This is a genomic window from Micromonospora sp. AP08, from assembly GCF_008085935.1.
GTDB classification, from domain to species: Bacteria; Actinomycetota; Actinomycetes; order Mycobacteriales; family Micromonosporaceae; genus Micromonospora; species Micromonospora chersina.
This window is the reverse complement of record NZ_VSEZ01000023.1, coordinates 25882-43750: the sequence shown is the minus strand read 5'-3', so window position 1 is coordinate 43750 and position 17869 is coordinate 25882. Positions and strand designations below refer to the sequence as shown.

Sequence of the window (17869 nt, the reverse complement as noted above, 5' to 3'; positions counted from 1 at the left end):
AGTGGAGGGCCCGGCAGAGTGGTTACCCATGACCGCACCCGCCCCCGCGCTGCGCATCGGCTCCGCCGCCGGACGCGGCACGCTGCTCGCCGCGATCCTCGCCTCCGGCATGGTCTTCCTGGACAGCACCGTGGTCAACGTGGCGCTGCCCCGGCTCGGCGCCGAGCTGCACGCCACCGTCGCGGGTCTCCAGTGGACCGTCAACGGCTACCTGCTGATGCTGGCCGCCTTCGTGCTGCTGGGCGGCGCGCTCGGCGACCGGTTCGGGCGGCGGCGGGTCTTCCTGCTCGGGGTGGTGTGGTTCGCCGTGGCGTCGGTGCTCTGCGGGCTGGCCCAGGGAACCGGCTGGCTGATCGCCGCCCGGTTCCTCCAGGGCGCCGGCGGGGCGCTGCTCACCCCCGGCTCGCTCTCCGTGCTCCAGGCCAGCTTCCACCCGGACGACCGGGCCCGGGCCATCGGCACCTGGTCCGGGCTCTCCGGGGTGTCCACGGCGCTCGGTCCGCTCCTCGGCGGCTGGCTGATCGACGCGCTCTCCTGGCGGTGGATCTTCTTCGTGAACCTGCCGCTGGCCGTCGGGGTGGTGCTCGCCGCGCTGCGCTGGGTGCCGGAGAGCCGGGACGAGGCGGCCTCGCGTACCGGGGCCGGCCGGCGGTTCGACGTGGCCGGGGCGCTGCTCGGCGCGCTGGCGCTCGGCGGCGTCACGTACGCCCTCATCGACGCCCCGGCCCGCGGCGCCGGCTCCCCGACGGTCCTGGTGGCGGCGGTGCTCGGTGTGCTCGGCGCGGTGGTGTTCGTGCTGGTCGAGCGGCGCCGCGGCGACGCCGCCATGCTGCCCACCGGGCTGTTCGGCAGCCGGCTCTTCTCGGTGCTGAACGTCTTCACCGTGGTGGTGTACGCGGCCCTCGGCGGGTTCACCTTCTTCCTGGCCGTCTACCTCCAGAACGTGGTCGGCTGGTCGGCGCTGCTCACCGGGCTGGCCACCGTGCCCATGACGCTGCTGCTGCTGGTCGGTTCGGCCCGCGCCGGGGCGCTCGCCGCCCGGATCGGCCCCCGGCTGCCGCTCACCGTCGGCCCGGTGGTCGCCGCGGCCGGCCTGCTGCTGCTGCGCCGGGTCGGCCCCGGGGCGTCGTACTGGACGGACGTGCTGCCCGGGGTGGTCCTGTTCGGTGCGGGGCTCACCCTGGTGGTCGCCCCGCTGACCGCGTCCGTGCTGGCCGCCGTGGCGGACCGGTTCGCCGGGGTGGCGAGCGGCTTCAACAACGCCGCCTCCCGGGCCGGCGGCCTGCTCGCGGTGGCGGCGCTGCCGCTGCTGGTCGGCCTCTCCGGCACCGGATACGAGCAGAAGACCGCGCTGGCCGACGCGTTCCGCGGGGCGATGCTCTGGTGCGCCGGCCTGCTGCTGGCCGGGGCGGTGCTGGCCGGGCTGCTGATCCACCGGCCGGCGCGGACCGCACCCGGCGGCCAGCCCTGCCCGTCCCTGCCCGCCTCCACGCCACCGGACCGGCGGTGACCGGCGCCGCTGTTAGCGTCGGGCCATGGGTGATCAGGAGAGTGGGACGCCGGGCCGGCTGCGGTACCGGCTGCTGACCGGGCCGGACGACGCCGACTTCTGCCGGCGGGTCAGCGACCTGCTGGCCGACGGCTACCGGCTGCACGGTTCGCCGGCGGCGACCTTCGACGGGCAGCAGGTGATCGTGGCGCAGGCCGTCGTGCTCGACGACGGCAATCCCGTCGTCGTGCCGGTCTGACCGGGTGGTCGGGCCCCGGCGTGCGGGGCCCGGCCACCCGTCGCTCAGCTCCGGGCGCGGTTGACCGCGCTGGTGACCGCCTTGATCGAGGCGGTCACGATGTTGGCGTCGACCCCCACGCCCCAGACCGTCCGGCCGTCGACCTCGCACTCCACGTACGCGGCGGCCTGCGCGTCCCCGCCGGAGGACAGCGCGTGCTCGTGGTAGTCGAGCACCCGTACGGCCACGCCCACCGACTGGAGCGCGTTGACGTATGCGTCGATCGGGCCGTTGCCGACCGCGGTGAGCGGGCGGACCTCGCCGTCGTAGCCGACCCGGGCCTCGATCTCGACCTTGCCCTCGGCGGTGCCGATGGCGTAGCCGGCCAGCGTGATCGTCGGGTCGACCTGGTGGTCGGCCAGGTAGTTGCGGGCGAAGATCTCCCACATGGTGCCCGGCTCGACCTCGCCGCCGTCGTGGTCGGTGACCTGCTGCACCACGCCGGAGAACTCGATCTGGAGGCGGCGCGGCAGGTCGAGCTGGTGCTCGGACTTCATGATGTACGCGACGCCGCCCTTGCCGGACTGCGAGTTGACCCGGATGACCGCCTCGTAGGTGCGGCCCAGGTCCTTCGGGTCGATCGGCAGGTAGGGCACCGCCCAGGTGAACTCGTCGACGGGCACCCCGGCCGCCGCCGCGTCGACGTGCAGCGCGTCGAAGCCCTTCTTGATCGCGTCCTGGTGTGAGCCGGAGAAGGCCGTGTAGACCAGGTCGCCCGCGTACGGGTGGCGCTCGTGCACCGGCAGCTGGTTGCAGTATTCGACGGCCCGCTTGATCTCGTCGATGTTCGAGAAGTCGATCATCGGGTCGATGCCCTGGGAGAACAGGTTCAGTCCCAGGGTCACCAGGTCGACGTTGCCGGTGCGCTCGCCGTTGCCGAACAGGCAGCCCTCGATGCGGTCGGCGCCGGCCAGCAGGCCCAGCTCGGCGGCGGCCACCCCGGTGCCCCGGTCGTTGTGCGGGTGCAGGCTCAGCACCAGGCTGTCCCGGCGGGGCAGGCGCCGGTGCATCCACTCGATCGAGTCGGCGTAGACGTTCGGCATGGCCATCTCGACGGTGGCCGGCAGGTTGACGATCAGCTTCCGGTCCGGGGTGGGGTCGACCACCTCGATGACCTTGGCGCAGACCTCCAGCGCGTACTCCAGCTCGGTGCCCGTGTACGACTCCGGCGAGTACTCGTAGTGGATGTCGGTGTCCGGGGTGTGGATCTCCGCGTACTTCTGGCAGAGCCGCGCGCCCGTGGTGGCGATGTCGGTGATGCCGTCCCGGTCCAGGCCGAAGACCACCCGGCGCTGGAGCGTCGAGGTCGAGTTGTAGAAGTGCACGATGGCCCGGCGGGCGCCGCGCAGCGACTCGAAGGTCCGGTCGATCAGGTGCTCCCGGCACTGGGTCAGCACCTGGATGGTGACGTCCTCCGGAATGAGGTCCTGCTCGATCAGCTGGCGGACGAAGTCGTAGTCGGTCTGGCTGGCCGAGGGGAAGCCGACCTCGATCTCCTTGTAGCCCATCTGCACCAGCAGCTGGAACATCCGGCGCTTGCGCTCGGGGGACATCGGGTCGATCAGGGCCTGGTTGCCGTCGCGGAGGTCAACGGCGCACCAGCGGGGCGCGGTCCCGACGCGGCGGGCGGGCCAGGCGCGGTCCGGCAGGTCGAACCGGAACTGCTGGTGGTAGGGCAGGTAACGCTGGAACGGCATCCGGCTGGGGCGCTGCCGGGCGATCGGATCGGTCTCAGCGTCGGTGACAGGTTGAGCCATCTCGAAGTGCTCCCTGGGAACATGTGGCGTCAGCAGATCGGAAGGTGTCGGCGGGATGCCGGGCGACGGTGCGCGGCGGTGCCGAGAGGAAGTTCGGATGTGCTGGACGGCGCGGTTCAACTCCGCGACGAGGTGCCGGCCGGTCAGGCCTCGTCGCGGCAGCCAAGGAGAAGGTACGCCCGCCACATGACAAGGTCACCCTACGTGGCGGGACGGGTGGTGGGAAGGCGGGTCCGGACTATGGGACCGGAGTCACGCTTCCGGGGGTCGCCGGAACGGCGTCGCCCAGCCGGGGCGTCCGCTCGGCCCGGGCCACTGCGGGCACGAGCGCCAGCCCGACCAGCGTGAAGATCGCCGCTGCCGGGTACCAGCCCCAGCCGCCCGTGGTCACCCCGAGCGCGGTCAGCCCGGCCGGGGCGATCAGGAACTGCACCTGCGTGCCGAGCCCGAGCGCCCCCACGTACGCGCCGCGCTGGGCGGCGGGCGGCAGGGTGGCGCTGAGCCCCCAGGTGCCCGCCGACTCGACCAGCTCCGCCACGATGAGCAGGGTCGCGGCGGCCACCAGCACCAGCACGGTGAGCGTCCCCCGGGTCGCCCCGGAGACCGGCACGACGAGACAGAAGAGGGCGATCAGCAGGGCGCCGCGCCGGGACGCCCGGGCTGCGCCCGCCGCGGTGTCGGCGCCCCGGCTGGCGCGGACCTGGAGCAGCACGATCAGGACCGTGTTGAACAGCACCAGCCCGGCGATGAGGATCTTCGGCGCGTCGGTGTGCGTGATGATCCAGAGCGGCAGCACCGTCAGGTAGAGCGTCTGGTGCGCGGTGAGCAGCCCGGAGAGCAGGGAGACCGTCATGAACGGGCGGTCCCGCAGCACGGCGAACCGACTCATCGGTTCCGCCGGCCGGGTCACCTCGGGCAGCCGCGGCAGCCGCCGGACGAAGGCCGCGGTCACCAGGAACACCGCCGCGATGAACCAGACCATCCCCCGGTACGCCGCCATGGTGTCCACCGCCAGCACGAGGCCGCTGATCACCGAACCGAGCCCGAACCCGACGTTCAGCAGGGAACGCTGGTAGGCCATCGCGGTGACGCGCTCGGCCGGGGGCAGCGCGTTGATCGAGTACACCTGCCGGGCGGTGCCGGTGGCCGTGCCGACCAGCGCCAGCGCCACCACCACGGCGAGGAAGCCGACGAAGCCACCCACGAACGGGTAGGTGGCGAAGAGCGCCGCGTCCAGCAGCAGCCCGGCCACCCAGACCCGCTGCGGCCCGTACCGGTCGGTGAGCCCGCCCAGGGGCACCGTGCCGAGCAGCGACACCCCCGCCGCCACGGACAGGCCCAGGCCCACCTGGGCGGCGCTCAGCCCGAGCGCCCGGGTGAAGAAGACCGCGCTGCCGGCCTGGAACAGGCCGTTGCCGACGGCGAAGACCATGGCCTGCACGGCCAGGGCGCGGGTCAACCCGGCGGGCGGTACGACGTGCCGGACGGCGGTGCGGATGGTGTCTCTGGCCCCCATGGCCGGTGATTGAACCGTGCCCCCACGGCCTCGGTCGAGCCTTTTAGTCTGAGGCGAATCCTGCGTCCGGGGGTGCGCGTGTCCGAGTTGCGGTTCAGCCTGGCCGACGTCGCGGGAGTGCGGTTCGCCGTCTCGCCGGCCAACGAGACGGTGATGAGCATGTGGGCGCTGGCCGATCCGGTCCGCTACGCCGTGCACCTGCCCTGGATCGACCGGGCCCGGCTGACGTTGCGCCGTCCGGAGGTGGCCGACCGGGTCCGTCCGTTGGTGGAGCTGACCCGGCCGCGCCGCTGGCTGCCCGACTTCCTCACGCCCGCGGCCCAGCCGGGCATGGAGATGACCGAGCAGCTCGACCAGATCGCCGCGACGCCGCCGAACGTGGTGGTCCAGGACCTGCTGGCGACCACCCCACGCGGGCCGCTGAGCCCGTTCGGGCAGGCGCTGCTCGCCGATCCCCGCGGGCTGCTGCCGCTCGTCGACGCGCTGCGGATCTGGTACGACGAGGCGATCGCCCCGGACTGGCCGCGGCGGCGGGTGACGTCGGCCGGAGCGGTCAGGCCAGGAGCAGGTCGGCGAGCGGGCGGCGGCGGCGCAGGTCGGTCTCCCGGTCCCGCAGGTCCTCGGGCAGCGCGAACGGGTCGCCGAGCCGGCCGATCGCGACCACCACGGCGGGCCGGACGCCGGCCGGCAGGTCCAGTTCGGTGGCGAGGCCGGCCCGGTCGAAGCGGGTGAGCTGGTGCGCGTGCAGGCCGAGCGCGGTGGCCTGCACGGTCAGGTGGGCGACGGCCTGGCCCAGGTCGTACGCGGCCCGCTCGGGGTCGCCGCCGGTGTGCGCGCCGAGCAGCAGCGCCGCGGCGTGCCGGGCCCAGCGCTGGTCGCCGTCGGGGAGGCTGACCAGCAGCCGCTTCCAGGTGTCGTCCTCCCGGTGCCCGAGCGCGAACCGCCAGGGCTGGGTGTTGCCGGCCGAGGGGGCCCAGCGGGCGGCCTCCAGCAGCGAGGTGGCCTCGTCGCCGGTGAGCCCGGTGGTCGGGTCGAAGGCGCGCGGGCTCCAGCGGAAGGCGAGCAGCGGGGTGAGGTCGAGCATGCGGAGAAGCATCCCTCATGGGTGTTTTGCACCCTCGACCGGTCCCGGTCAGATGTGGCCAAGAGCACCCGTAACGGACATCAGGGTCACGGCGTTCCCGTGCTCGGGCTGTCGGTCGGCGACGGCGCCTCCCGGCTCACCGGCTCGCCCTCGGTGACCGGCCCGGCCAACTGCACGGTGGCCGGCGCCGCGCCCGGCTCGCCGGCCAGCTTCAGGGTGCCGAAGGCGGCCCGGACCGCGGCCGGGGTGCCGTCCGGCCGGTAGCAGTAGATGCCCACGTCCAGCGGGGCGTTCAGCGAGGCCGAGGTCGACTCGACCGAGTAGCACTCGCCGCTCACCCCGGGCAGCGGGGCGGCCGGCGAGACCGCGAGCGGGGCCCGTCGGTCCGTGAGCACCTCCAGCCAGTCGGTGAACGGGTGCTGCACCCGCGGGTCCAGCCTCCGGGGCACCGCGTCGTCGGCGTCGCCCAGGCGTACGCAGCCCGCCTGCTGCGCCCAGCCGGCCGAGAGCAGGGCGCACTGGAAGAGCCCGTCCGCGTTCGCGGCGAGCGAGACGTCGACGGTGCCGCCCTGCCCCCAACCGGGCACGTCCACCCGCCAGGTGCCGTCGTTCGCGCTGGTCACCGCGACCATCCGGGCCGCGCCTCCGTCCGGCTCGAAGGTGTACGTCGCGGTGAGGTGCCGGTCCTGCGCGGCGGCCGCCAGCGCGGCCAGCTCGTCGCGGGCCGCGTCCACCTCGGCGGGGACCGGATCGGCGGTGCTGGTCGGGGCCGGGCTCGGCGGGTCGGCGGTGCAGGCGGCCAGGAGCGCCGGCAGGGTGAGCGCCAGGGCGCCGGTCAGCCGCCGGGCCGCGCGTCGGTGTGCGTGCACCGGGTCATTCTGCGGTGCCGCTCGGGTGCGCGGAGCCAGCCGTACGGGTGTACCGGTCGGCGTGTCGCGCGGGCGGGCCGGCCCCGGTGAGCCACCCCACGCCGGGCCGGATGGTGGGATCACCCGACCCGGCGCCGTGCGCCGCCCGATACCCTGGGGAGGTCTGACACGCGCCGCCGGACCGAAGAAACCGGCGGCGCCGGCACGCTCAGGGTCGTCGCTGGGAGGGAGTGCACCGTCGTGGCACTCGTGGTGCAGAAGTACGGCGGGTCCTCCGTCGCCAACGCCGAGCGGATCAAGCGCGTGGCCGAGCGCATCGTGGCCGCCCGCAAGGCCGGCGACGACGTGGTCGTGGTGGTCTCCGCCATGGGGGACACCACCGACGAGCTGCTCGACCTGGCCAACCAGGTCAGCCCGCTGCCGCCCGGCCGCGAGCTGGACATGCTGCTCACCGCCGGGGAGCGGATCTCCATGGCGCTGCTCGCCATGGCCATCCACAACCTGGGGTACGAGGCCCGCTCGTTCACCGGCTCGCAGGCCGGCGTGCTCACCACCTCGGTGCACGGCCGGGCCCGGATCATCGACGTCACCCCGGGTCGCCTCAAGGGCGCGCTCGACGAGGGCGCGGTGGTCATCGTGGCCGGCTTCCAGGGCGTCTCCCAGGACACCAAGGACGTCACCACGCTGGGCCGGGGCGGGTCGGACACGACCGCGGTGGCCCTCGCGGCCGCGCTCGACGCGGACGTCTGCGAGATCTACACCGACGTGGACGGCGTCTTCACCGCCGACCCGCGGATCGTGCCGAACGCCCGGCACATCAAGCACATCACCTACGAGGAGATGCTGGAACTGGCCGCCTGCGGCGCCAAGGTGCTGCACCTGCGCAGCGTCGAGTACGCCCGGCGCGCGGGGTTGCCGATCCACGTCCGTTCGTCATACTCGACCAACACCGGCACGATGGTCACCGGATCGATGGAGGACCTCTCTGTGGAACAGGCACTGATCACCGGGGTCGCCCACGACCGCAGCGAGGCGAAGATCACCATCGTCGGGGTTCCCGACGAGCCGGGCGCCGCCGCGCGGATCTTCGACACGGTGGCCGGCGCCGAGATCAACATCGACATGATCGTGCAGAACGTGTCCACCGAGGGCACCGGCCGCACCGACATCTCGTTCACGCTGCCCAAGACCGACGGCCCGACCGCCATGGCCGCGCTCAGCAAGATCCAGGAGCAGGTCAAGTTCAAGGGCCTGCTCTACGACGACCACGTCGGCAAGGTCTCCCTCATCGGCGCCGGCATGCGCTCGCACCCGGGCGTGGCGGCGGGCTTCTTCGCCGCCCTCGGCGCGGCCGGCGTGAACATCGAGATGATCTCCACCTCGGAGATCCGGGTCTCCGTGGTCTGCCGGGACACCGACCTCGACGAGGCGGTCCGGGCCATCCACGACGCCTTCGATCTGGGCGGTGACACCGAAGCCGTCGTCTACGCCGGCACCGGGCGGTAGCGCGGATGTCGTCGCTGCCCACCCTCGCCGTGGTCGGGGCGACCGGCGCCGTCGGCACGGTGATGTGCCAGATCCTCTCCTCCCGCCGGAACGTGTGGGGCGAGATCCGGCTGCTCGCCTCCGAGCGCTCGGCCGGCCGCCAGGTCCAGTGCCGGGGCGAGATGCTGACCGTCCAGGCGCTCACCCCCGAGGCGTTCGACGGCGTGGACGTGGCCATGTTCGACGTCCCGGACGCGGTCTCGGCCGAGTGGGCCCCGGTGGCGGTCGCCCGTGGCGCGGTCGCCGTGGACAACTCCGGCGCGTTCCGGATGGACCGCGACGTCCCGCTGGTCGTTCCCGAGATCAACCCCGAGCAGGTGCGCAACCGGCCGAAGGGGATCATCGCCAACGCCAACTGCACCACCCTCGCGATGATCGTGGCGATCGCCCCGCTGCACCGCGAGTACGGGCTGCGCGAGCTGGTGCTCGCCTCGTACCAGGCGGTCTCCGGGGCCGGGCAGGCCGGCGTGGACGCGCTGCACGCCCAGCTCGGCAAGATCGCCGGGGACCGGGTGCTCGGCTCCCGGCCGGGCGACGTCCGGCAGGCGGTCGGTGACGAGCTGGGCCCGTTCCCGGCGCCGCTCGCGCTCAACGTGGTGCCCTGGGCGGGCTCGCTGGCGGACGGCGGCTGGTCGTCCGAGGAGTTGAAGATGCGCAACGAGTCGCGCAAGATCCTCGGGCTGCCCGACCTCAAGGTCTCCGCGACCTGCGTCCGGGTGCCGGTGGTGACCGGTCACTCGGTCGCCGTGCACGCGGTCTTCGCCACCGAGGTCGACGCCGAGGGCGCCCGCGAGGTGCTGCGCAACGCGCCCGGCGTGATCCTGGTCGACGACCCGGCCGCCGGCGAGTTCCCGATGCCGATCGACGCGGTGGGCACCGACCCGTCCTGGGTGGGCCGGATCCGCCGCGCGGTGGACGACCCCCGCGCGCTGGACCTCTTCGTGACGGGCGACAACCTCCGAAAGGGCGCCGCCCTGAACACCGCCCAGATCGCCGAACTCCTGGCAAAGGAACTGACCCGCTAACCCCCCGCGTCGATCTTGCACTTTGTGCCCGGGCATACCGGGCGGAAAGCGACGCGGTAGGGGCCGAAAGTGCAAGATCGCGTGGGTGGGGGTCACGCGGCGGAGAGGTGTACTCCGTCTCGGCCGTGTTTCTTCACCGCGTAGAGGGCCTGGTCGGCGCGGCTCAGGGTTCGCTCCGGGGTTTCGCCGGGGCGGGGGAGGGCGACGCCGACGCTGATCGTCCGGCCGGCGCGGCGGGCTGCCTCGGTGAGCCGCTCGGCGATCCGCACGGCCTCCTCGGGGCGGCTCACCTCGATCACCGCGACGAACTCGTCACCGCCGGTCCGGTACAGCTCGTCGCCCTGGCGCAGCGCCCCCTCCAGCGCCCGGGCCAGCCCCACCAGCAGCCGGTCGCCGGCCTGGTGACCGTACGTGTCGTTGACGTCCTTGAAGCCGTCCACGTCGATCGCCAGCAGGGCGGTACGCCCCGGCGTGGCCCGCGCGATCCGCTGCCCGAACGGCCCCGTGTGGCGCAGTCCGGTGAGCGGGTCCGAGCTGGCCTGCTCGCGCAGCCGGGCGAGCGTACGCAGCCGGTCGAGGCAGGTCCACGCCTGCCCGGCCAGCAGTTCGATGAGGTTGACCGTGGTCGGGTCGGGGCGCAGCAGCCGCTCGTCGGCGACCAGCAGCACCCCGCCGCCGTCCGGCGGCCCGACCGGCACCGCCACCAGGGTGCGCGCCCCGGCACGGGTCAGCGGCAGGTAGTCCTCGGTGGACGGGTGCCCCGCCTCGCCCAGCGTGTACGCCGAGCCGTGCCGGTGCGCCCGGGCGATCATCCGGCCGAGCGCCGCCGGCCCGGCCTCGGCCAGCTCGGCCCGGATGCGCTCCTCCAGCGGGCCGGGCGTGCCCGTCGGGGCGCCCAGCCGCGGCTCGCGCCGGCCGTCGAGGATCAGCACGGCGGCGGAGAGGGCCGAGACGTCCCGGGCCGCGGCGATCGCCGCGGTCATCAGGTCCCAGTCGGTGGGGGCGGTGGTCATGGCGGTGGCGTGCCGGAGCAGCTTCTCGCTGCGGCTCTCGGCGGGCGGGCCACCGAGCGCCCCGATCCGGGCGCCGAGCCGGTCGGCCAGCCGCTGTGCGGTCGCCCGCCACCGGTCCGTCTCGACCGGGCCGCTCCACTGGAGGTCCAGCACGCCGAGCGGCCGGCCCGACCGGTCCCGCACCGGCACGCAGATCTCGGCCGTGACGTCGGGGCGTACGGGGAGGTAGTCGGGGTCGGCGGTCACGTCGGGGACGATGGCGGGCTCGCCGGAGTCGTACACCCGGGCGACGATCGACGGCTCCGGGTCATGACCCGTGTCGCTCCCGGTCTTCAACGGCACGGTGGAGAAGACCTGCCAGGCGCCGGTGGCCGCGACGCAGCGGAGCCGGTCGTGGACCTGGAGCAGGATCGAGATCGTCGCCGGGGTGTGCCGGGCCAGCGCCGCGACGGTCCACTGGCACGCCTCCAGCACGGTCGACGCCATGGGAAGGCGGACCGTGACGTCCCGGACGACTCGCTCGTGATCCACGTCGTTCCTGCTCGGAGGGGGCGGGGCGCGATCAAGGGTACTCAGGGGAGGGGCCGCTGGCCTTCGTACACATGTGCTATCCACAGGCTGTGGACGGGGCCTGTGGGTGCGGCCGGGACCCGTGGCCGGGCGGGCGGCGATAGCGTGGAGGTCCCGGGCTCGTCAGGAGGCGCCGATGCTCATCGCCCAGCTCAGCGACCCGCATGTGACCACCGGCCCGCTCGCCGCCGAGCAGGCGTCCGGGCTGCACCGGGCGCTCGGCCGGGTGCTCGCCCTGCGTCCCCGGCCCGACTGCGTGGTGATCACCGGTGACCTGGTGAGCAACGGCCGTCCGGACGAGTACCTCGCGCTGCGCGAGATCATCGCGCGCTTCCCGCTGCCGGTCCACCTCGCCGCCGGCAACCACGACGACCGGGAGTCCCTGCTCGACACCTTCGGCGGCACCCCGTACCTGGGTGGCGGTTTCTCGGCCCACTACCACGTGGACCAGCCGGACGGGACGCTCGTGGTGCTCGACTCGCACGCCCCCGGGGACGACGCCGGGCGGCTCGGGGACGATCAGCTCGGCTGGCTGGACGGTGTGCTCGCCGGCCGCACCGAGGTGCCCGCCGTCGTGTGCCTGCACCATCCGCCGGTCGCCGTCGGCGTCCCGGCCATGGACGCCATGGGGCTCACCGACGCGGACGCCCTCGCCGAGGTGATCGGGCGCCACCCCCATGTGGTACGCGTTGCCGCCGGCCACCTGCACCGGCCGGTGACCAGCGCCTTCGCCGGCACGGTGCTGACCACCGCGCCGAGCACCTGGATGCAGGTCAGCCTCGCCATGACGGACGAGGAGGAGATCGGGTGGGTTGCCGAGCCGACCGCGTTCCTGCTGCACCTGGTGTCGGGCGGCGGCTGCGTGACCCACACCGTCCAGGTCAGCCACGCCGCCGGGCGGACCTGCTGGTTCTGACCGAGCGTCTCCTCTGGTGCGTCGCGGTCGCTGGTCCGGCGCCTGGCCGGACAGGCGGTGGCCGGGCCGGGACGCGGCGGAGGCCACCGGGAGCGGTCCCGATGGCCTCCGCCCTCAGCTCCGTGAGGTCGGGGTGGATCAGAGCGCCCCGAGGATGCGGTTGAGCAGGGCGATCAGCCCGTTCAGGGCGCCGCCGGCACCGCCGGTGTTGTCGAGCAGGCCGGCGACGGCGCAGAGCAGGTTGCCGAGCAGGTTGCCCGGGCCCTGCTGCGCGGTGATGTCGAGCACGACCTCGTCCAGGTGCACCTGGAGGCCGAGCAGGTTGAGGTCCAGCGGGCCCAGGTCGAGATTGAGGATGTCGCAGGTGGCACTGGCCTGGACCGGCACGGTGATCTGCTGGCTGATCGTGCCGAGCGAGGTGCCGACGGAGTTGGTGAGGGTGCCGGCCAGCGTGCCGACGGCGGCGAGCTGGCCGTTCTGGTTGACGAACCGGGTGGGCGTGAAGGTGCCGGCGAAGCTGCCGGCTCCGCCCAGCGCGTCGGTGAAGCTGCCGGTGACGGGCGTGCTCACCGCGGAGGCCGAGGGTGCGGCGGCCGGTGCGGCAGCGGGGGCCTGCTGGCTGGCCGGGGCGGCCTGCGCCACACCCGTCGTGGCGAGGACCAGTCCTACGCTCGCGGCCAGGGCGACCGAGGCGGTCCGGAGACGTGCTGCATGCATGAACTCTTCCTTCCTCTGGCTCTCTACGTGCCGTCCATCCGGTACCCCTGATCCACCCGACGATTCCAATAAAATTCTTCACTTTCGATCGGTTTCGGACAGCGCGCCGCAGCTCGCGGCCCCGTTGATCTACCCGCCCGGCGCGCAGCGCCGTGCGGCGCGCGCGTTGGTCGAGATCGGACAGTCGGCCTTTTCGGGCCGGCCGCCGACGGTGATCCGCCGATCGGTCACGATCGGCTCGTCCGGCGATCTATTTCCGGCGGGGAAGGTTGTGCAGGCAAGCGTCTCGGCATGACATGGACGGTGTCCTCGCCAGGGCGGGTCGCCGGAGACCGTGCCTCCGCACCAGGTGCGGCTCCGACTTCGGCCCGTGGACAGCGGGGGCGGGCACACCGCCGGCTGGTCCGCCCGGCGCACGGCGCCGGCTCCCTGGTCCCTGGGAGTCGGCGCCGTGGGCGTGCCGCGAGTGCGGCGGAGAGGTCGCGATCAGCGGCCGAGGCCGAGCAGGGTGTCGCGCAGCGCGGGGGCCAGCACGTCCGGCGGCACCTCGTGGAACCCGCCCGCCAGGCTGAGGTGGGTGGCCCCGGGGATCGCCCCGGCGGTCGCCACGGCCGCGTCCCGCAGCCATGGCGGGCTGCCGGTGCTGTCCAGCACCACGGTGGGAACGGCGATCGACTTGAGCCGGTCGGCGGGCAGGCCGGCGTAGCCGGTGACCGTCGTGTCGTAGGCCAGGGTGTGTGCCAGCCCCACCATCCAGGCCCATTCCGGGGCGCCGCGCATCCCGCCGACCGCCTCGGGGGGCACGCCGACCGCGTCGGTCAGGAAGAGGGCGACGGCGTCGTCGCGCCGGCCGGCCGTGACCAACTCGCTCAACCGCTCGGCCAGCCCCGGCTTCGCGCCGCCGTGCGGGCCGGCCTGGAACGGCGGCTCGAAGAGCGCCAGCCCGCTGACCGGCACCCCCTCGGCCACCGCGTACGCCGCGAGGATCGCGCCGGAGGAGAGGCCGTAGAGGTGGGCGCCGGGGCCCGCCCGGTCGACCAGGGCGGCCACGTCCTCGATCTCGCGCTGCACCGCGTACGGGCCGGTGTCGCCGCTCTCGCCGCGGCCCCGGCGGTCGTAGCCGTAGACGGTGAAGTCGGCGGTGAGCGCGACGGCCAGCGGGCGGGTGGTGCTCCGGTCGTTGAAGGCCCCGCCGACCAGCAGGATCGGCGGCCCGTCGCCGGCCGTCTCGTAGGCGATCGTGGTGCCGTCGGCGGACCGCACCGAGTCCACCGTCCAGTTGGTCCCGCTCGACTCCATGGCTACATTCCTAGCCCATACCTCCGACAGCGGGGCGACGTGAAGGTATTCACCCGCCGGTCATATCGGACTAGTCAGGCGTACCGCCGCAGGTTGCCGTCGATATCCACAGTTGAGATGCACTGCCCCGGTCGACCGATCGCTTGACGGGTGGCAAGCTTGTTTCGGCAGGCGGCGTCCCCCCGACCGCCGTCATCCGCGATCGACCCCTGTCACGGCACGTCCAGGGTCACCGGTGCGAACCATCGCCCGGACAGCCACGCGCCGAGTCTCACGAGGAGTTCCATGTCCGTCCCCGGGATGCGCCGGGCCGCCGTCGGCCTGGCCGCACTCGCCGCGACCGCGTTCACCGCGGTCGCCGTCAACCCCAACCAGGCCGCGGCCGACCCGACGGCGGTCGACGTCAAGCTGCTGGCGATCAACGACTTCCACGGCAACCTCGAGCCGCCGACCGGCTCCAGCGGCACCATCGACGGGAAGACCGCCGGTGGCGCGGAGTACCTGGCCACCCAGCTCAACATGCTGCGGGGCACCACCGCCGAGGAGCGGGAGCACACCGTCACGGTCGCCGCGGGTGACCTGATCGGCGCCTCCCCGCTGCTCTCCGCGGCCTTCCACGACGAGCCGACCATCGAGGAGATGAACCTCGCCGGGCTCGAGTTCACCAGCGTCGGCAACCACGAGTTCGACGAGGGCGCCACCGAGCTGCTGCGTATGCAGAACGGCGGCTGCCACCCGGTCGACGGCTGCGCCGACGGCACCCCGTTCGAGGGCGCCAAGTTCCAGTACCTCTCGGCGAACGCCTTCAAGACCGCCACCGGCAACCCGCTGCTGCCGCCCTACGGCATCAAGAAGATCGACGGCGTCAAGATCGGCTTCATCGGGATGACCCTCGAGGGCACGCCGCAGATCGTCAGCCAGCAGGGCGTCGCCGGCCTGAGCTTCGCCGACGAGGCGGAGACCGCCAACAAGTACGCCCGCATCCTGCGTGAGCAGGAGGGCGTGCGGGCCATCGTCGTGCTGCTGCACGAGGGTGGTGTGCAGAACGGCGGCGGCATCAACGACTGCACTGGGTTCAGCGGCCCGATCGTCGACATCGCCAACCGGATGGACCCGTCCATCGACGTGATCGTCAGCGGGCACACCCACGCCGCGTACAACTGCAACATCAACGGCAAGCTGGTCACCAGCGCCAGCTCCTTCGGCCGCCTGGTCACCGACATCGACCTGAAGATCGACCGGCGGACCAAGGACATCGTCAGCGCCTCCGCGAACAACGTCGTGGTCACCCGGGACGTCCCGAAGGACCCGGCCAGCACCGAGCTGATCAGCCGCTACAAGACCGCCCTTGGCCCGGTGGCCGACAAGGTGGTCGGCGAGACCACCAGCGCGATCACCAAGACGCAGGAGAACCTGTACCAGACCGGGGTCGACGCCAACGGCAAGCCGACGTACCAGACCGGTGAGTCGCCGCTCGGCAACCTGATCGCCGACGCCCAGCTCGCCGCGACCGACAACGAGCAGAACGTGGTCGCCGCGTTCATGAACCCCGGTGGCGTCCGCGCCGACCTCGACGCCGGCCCGGTCACCTACGCCGAGGCGTTCACCGTCCAGCCGTTCGCCAACAACCTGGTGACGCTGGACCTGACCGGCGCCCAGCTCTACTGCATGCTGGAGCAGCAGTTCAGGGTCGGCCGCGTGCTCTACGCGTCCTCGACCGTGCACTACGTGGTCGACGTGAACGGCACCACGGCGCCGGCCGGCACGCCGTGCAGCGGCACCCGCGTGGTCCGGGGCAGCCTCACCATCAACGGCGCCCCGGTCACCGACACCGCGACCTACCGGGTGACGGTGAACAACTTCCTCGCCGGCGGTGGTGACGGCTTCAGCGTCCTCACCGGTGGCACGAACGCCGTCACCGGCATGATCGACCTGGACGCCTTCACCGCGTACCTGACCGAGAAGTCGCCGGTCTCCGCGCCGGCCCTGGACCGGATCCAGACCACCGCGGAGGTCCCCGCCGCCTGACGGCCGACCGCACGACGACGGGCCCCGGAGCAGCTGCTCCGGGGCCCGTCCTCGTCCGCCCCTCCTACCCTGGAAAGCCCGCATGCCGCTGTTTGTCGGAGTACGCAGCCAGCGGCGCGACCTGCATGGACGCATGTAACACCATCGCTCCGCGGACCGCCTTGCCCGGTGACAGTTGCCCCATGACAACCGTCACGGGGGACGGGGCCCAAGGAGGAAATGTGGTCAAACGCCATCTCGCCCGGCTCGTCGTAGCGCTGACCGGGGTGGTCGCCCTGGTCGTCGGCGGACCGACGGCGGCCTTCGCGCAACCGACGAACGACGACTTCACGGCCGCCGTCGCGATGGAGGGCCTGCCCTTCACCACGACTCTCGACACCAGCGACGCCACGTGGGATCCGAGCGACCCCGCCGAATGCTCCACCAACGGCTCGGTGTGGTACTCCTTCACGCCGACATCGAACATGCGCATCCAGGCCGACACCTTCGGCAGCAACTACGACACCGTGCTGTCGGCGTGGACGGGCAGCCAGGGCTCGCTGAGCCTCGTGTACTGCAACGACGACTACAACGGAACCCAGTCCCAGATCAACTTCGCCGCCACCGCCGGCACGACCTACTACTTCCTGCTCGCCCGGTGCTGCGGCAGCGGGGAGAGCGGCGGTGGCTCCCTGGTGTTCTCGGTGCAGGAGATCCAGGCGTCGGTGAACGACGACTTCGCCGATGCGCTCACCGTCGGGTCGCTGCCCTACTCGAACACCCAGGACTACACCGCCGCCACCGCAGAGCCGGGCGAGCCCTCGTCCTGCTTCAACCCGGTCAACACCGTGTGGTACTCGTACACCGCCACGGGCACCGGCCCGATCACGGCCAGCATCCCCTACTACAGCGGCATCGCCGCCTACACGGGCGCCTCGCTCGACAACCTGACCCAGGTGGGGTGCCGCGGCACCTACACCTCGTCGTCGCTGACCTTCGTCGCCCAGGCCGGCACCACGTACCACTTCCAGGTCGAGGCGAACGGGAACGGTCAGATGACGTTCCAGCTCGACGTCTCCCCGGACCCGATCGCCGAGTACAACTACTACCCGTACGAGCCCAGCTCGTACGACATGATCAACTTCAACGGTTACCCGTCCGTCGACCCGGCGGGCGCCGGGATCGCCACCCACGCCTGGGACTTCGGCGACGGGACCACGGGGACGGGCTACAACCCGAGCCACCGGTTCGCCGCCGACGGCGACTACACGGTGAGCCTGACCGTGCGGACCTTCGACGGGCGGACCGACTCGGTGTCCCACGTCGTGCAGATCCGCACCCACGACGTCTCGATCGATCGGCTGAACGTGCCGGCGAACGCGCGGGTGGGGCAGACGATCGGCGTCAACGTCTACGTCAAGAACACCCGCTACCCGGAGAACGTGCGGGTCACCCTCTACAAGAGCGTCCCGTCCGGCTACACCGAGATCGGTTCGTCCACCCAACTGGTGAAGGTGTCGACCACCGGCCAGACCACCCGCTACTCGTTCAACTACAGCGTGACCGGCGACGACCTGACCACCGGGAAGGTCACCTTCAGGGCGCTGGCCACCATCAGCCTGCACCCGGACGCCCTACCGGCGGACAACGAGCTGCTATCGACCCCGGTCAAGGTCAGCAGCTGAGTGAGGTCGCCCGAGCGCCGCGACCCGGGCGGGCTCTCGCGGCCGTGGCCCAGGTGATCGACCTGGCCCACGGCCGCGA

15 protein-coding genes are annotated in these 17869 nt (G+C 72.7%); 8 read left to right on the top strand and 7 right to left on the bottom strand.

Going from position 1 to position 17869, the window contains the following annotated elements:
- The first annotated feature begins 28 nt into the window (after positions 1-28).
- Positions 29-1510: an MFS transporter gene (locus FXF50_RS26920; protein WP_148431731.1), complete on the top strand. Its 1482-nt coding sequence runs from the start codon at positions 29-31 to the stop codon at positions 1508-1510.
- A 25-nt stretch (positions 1511-1535) separates the two neighbouring features.
- Positions 1536-1748: a DUF1737 domain-containing protein gene (locus FXF50_RS26915; RefSeq protein WP_148431730.1), complete on the top strand. Its 213-nt coding sequence runs from the start codon at positions 1536-1538 to the stop codon at positions 1746-1748.
- Positions 1749-1792: 44 nt separating this feature from the next.
- On the opposite strand, the gene leuA is transcribed toward FXF50_RS26915, so the two are convergent.
- The 4 genes from leuA to FXF50_RS26895 form a co-directional block, all read right to left on the bottom strand.
- Complete coding sequence (gene leuA, locus FXF50_RS26910; protein WP_148431729.1) at positions 1793-3544, bottom strand: 2-isopropylmalate synthase; 1752 nt, start codon at positions 3542-3544, stop codon at positions 1793-1795.
- A gap of 238 nt (positions 3545-3782) precedes the next feature.
- The gene (locus tag FXF50_RS26905) at positions 3783-5060 is read right to left on the bottom strand and encodes an MFS transporter (protein WP_148431728.1); all 1278 of its coding nucleotides are present in this window, start codon (positions 5058-5060) and stop codon (positions 3783-3785) included.
- A 553-nt stretch (positions 5061-5613) separates the two neighbouring features.
- Positions 5614-6144, bottom strand: coding sequence for a nitroreductase family protein (locus FXF50_RS26900; RefSeq protein ID WP_148431761.1), 531 nt, complete (start codon positions 6142-6144; stop codon positions 5614-5616).
- 86 nt (positions 6145-6230) lie between these two features.
- Complete coding sequence (locus FXF50_RS26895) at positions 6231-7013, bottom strand: hypothetical protein (protein ID WP_255510208.1); 783 nt, start codon at positions 7011-7013, stop codon at positions 6231-6233.
- Positions 7014-7253: 240 nt separating this feature from the next.
- On the opposite strand from FXF50_RS26895, the gene FXF50_RS26890 reads away from it, so the two are divergent.
- Positions 7254-8519: an aspartate kinase gene (locus tag FXF50_RS26890; RefSeq protein ID WP_148431727.1), complete on the top strand. Its 1266-nt coding sequence runs from the start codon at positions 7254-7256 to the stop codon at positions 8517-8519.
- A gap of 5 nt (positions 8520-8524) precedes the next feature.
- The gene (locus FXF50_RS26885) at positions 8525-9583 is read left to right on the top strand and encodes an aspartate-semialdehyde dehydrogenase (RefSeq protein ID WP_148431726.1); all 1059 of its coding nucleotides are present in this window, start codon (positions 8525-8527) and stop codon (positions 9581-9583) included.
- Between the two features lie 92 nt (positions 9584-9675).
- Here FXF50_RS26885 and FXF50_RS26880 read toward each other — a convergent pair whose 3' ends face one another.
- Positions 9676-11127, bottom strand: a complete 1452-nt coding sequence (locus FXF50_RS26880) for a diguanylate cyclase (RefSeq protein WP_148431725.1) — start codon at positions 11125-11127, stop codon at positions 9676-9678.
- Positions 11128-11302: 175 nt separating this feature from the next.
- Between FXF50_RS26880 and FXF50_RS26875 the strand changes: the two genes are divergently transcribed.
- Complete coding sequence (locus FXF50_RS26875) at positions 11303-12082, top strand: phosphodiesterase (protein ID WP_148431724.1); 780 nt, start codon at positions 11303-11305, stop codon at positions 12080-12082.
- 138 nt (positions 12083-12220) lie between these two features.
- On the opposite strand, the gene FXF50_RS26870 is transcribed toward FXF50_RS26875, so the two are convergent.
- Positions 12221-12799, bottom strand: a complete 579-nt coding sequence (locus FXF50_RS26870) for a hypothetical protein (RefSeq protein WP_148431723.1) — start codon at positions 12797-12799, stop codon at positions 12221-12223.
- Here FXF50_RS26870 and FXF50_RS26865 point away from each other — a divergent pair.
- A complete protein-coding gene (locus FXF50_RS26865; RefSeq protein WP_148431722.1) occupies positions 12798-13094 on the top strand; it encodes a hypothetical protein in 297 nt (98 codons plus the stop codon). The genes FXF50_RS26870 and FXF50_RS26865 overlap by 2 nt on opposite strands.
- A gap of 191 nt (positions 13095-13285) precedes the next feature.
- Here FXF50_RS26865 and FXF50_RS26860 read toward each other — a convergent pair whose 3' ends face one another.
- Positions 13286-14098: an alpha/beta fold hydrolase gene (locus FXF50_RS26860; RefSeq protein WP_148431721.1), complete on the bottom strand. Its 813-nt coding sequence runs from the start codon at positions 14096-14098 to the stop codon at positions 13286-13288.
- A 285-nt stretch (positions 14099-14383) separates the two neighbouring features.
- Here FXF50_RS26860 and FXF50_RS26855 point away from each other — a divergent pair, with 285 nt between their 5' ends.
- Both FXF50_RS26855 and FXF50_RS26850 read left to right on the top strand, forming a co-directional pair.
- The gene (locus tag FXF50_RS26855) at positions 14384-16126 is read left to right on the top strand and encodes a bifunctional UDP-sugar hydrolase/5'-nucleotidase (RefSeq protein ID WP_148431720.1); all 1743 of its coding nucleotides are present in this window, start codon (positions 14384-14386) and stop codon (positions 16124-16126) included.
- Between the two features lie 221 nt (positions 16127-16347).
- Positions 16348-17790, top strand: coding sequence for a PKD domain-containing protein (locus FXF50_RS26850; protein WP_222866110.1), 1443 nt, complete (start codon positions 16348-16350; stop codon positions 17788-17790).
- Positions 17791-17869 lie beyond the last annotated feature (79 nt).

Coding starts and splice junctions, on each gene's coding strand:
- FXF50_RS26920 (WP_148431731.1), top strand. CDS start 29: ATGACCGCACCCGCCCCCGCGCTGCGCATCGGCTCCGCCGCCGGACGC.
- FXF50_RS26915 (WP_148431730.1), top strand. CDS start 1,536: ATGGGTGATCAGGAGAGTGGGACGCCGGGCCGGCTGCGGTACCGGCTG.
- leuA (WP_148431729.1), bottom strand. CDS start 3,544: ATGGCTCAACCTGTCACCGACGCTGAGACCGATCCGATCGCCCGGCAG.
- FXF50_RS26905 (WP_148431728.1), bottom strand. CDS start 5,060: ATGGGGGCCAGAGACACCATCCGCACCGCCGTCCGGCACGTCGTACCG.
- FXF50_RS26900 (WP_148431761.1), bottom strand. CDS start 6,144: ATGCTCGACCTCACCCCGCTGCTCGCCTTCCGCTGGAGCCCGCGCGCC.
- FXF50_RS26885 (WP_148431726.1), top strand. CDS start 8,525: ATGTCGTCGCTGCCCACCCTCGCCGTGGTCGGGGCGACCGGCGCCGTC.
- FXF50_RS26875 (WP_148431724.1), top strand. CDS start 11,303: ATGCTCATCGCCCAGCTCAGCGACCCGCATGTGACCACCGGCCCGCTC.
- FXF50_RS26865 (WP_148431722.1), top strand. CDS start 12,798: ATGAACTCTTCCTTCCTCTGGCTCTCTACGTGCCGTCCATCCGGTACC.
- FXF50_RS26870 (WP_148431723.1), bottom strand. CDS start 12,799: ATGCATGCAGCACGTCTCCGGACCGCCTCGGTCGCCCTGGCCGCGAGC.
- FXF50_RS26860 (WP_148431721.1), bottom strand. CDS start 14,098: ATGGAGTCGAGCGGGACCAACTGGACGGTGGACTCGGTGCGGTCCGCC.
- FXF50_RS26855 (WP_148431720.1), top strand. CDS start 14,384: ATGTCCGTCCCCGGGATGCGCCGGGCCGCCGTCGGCCTGGCCGCACTC.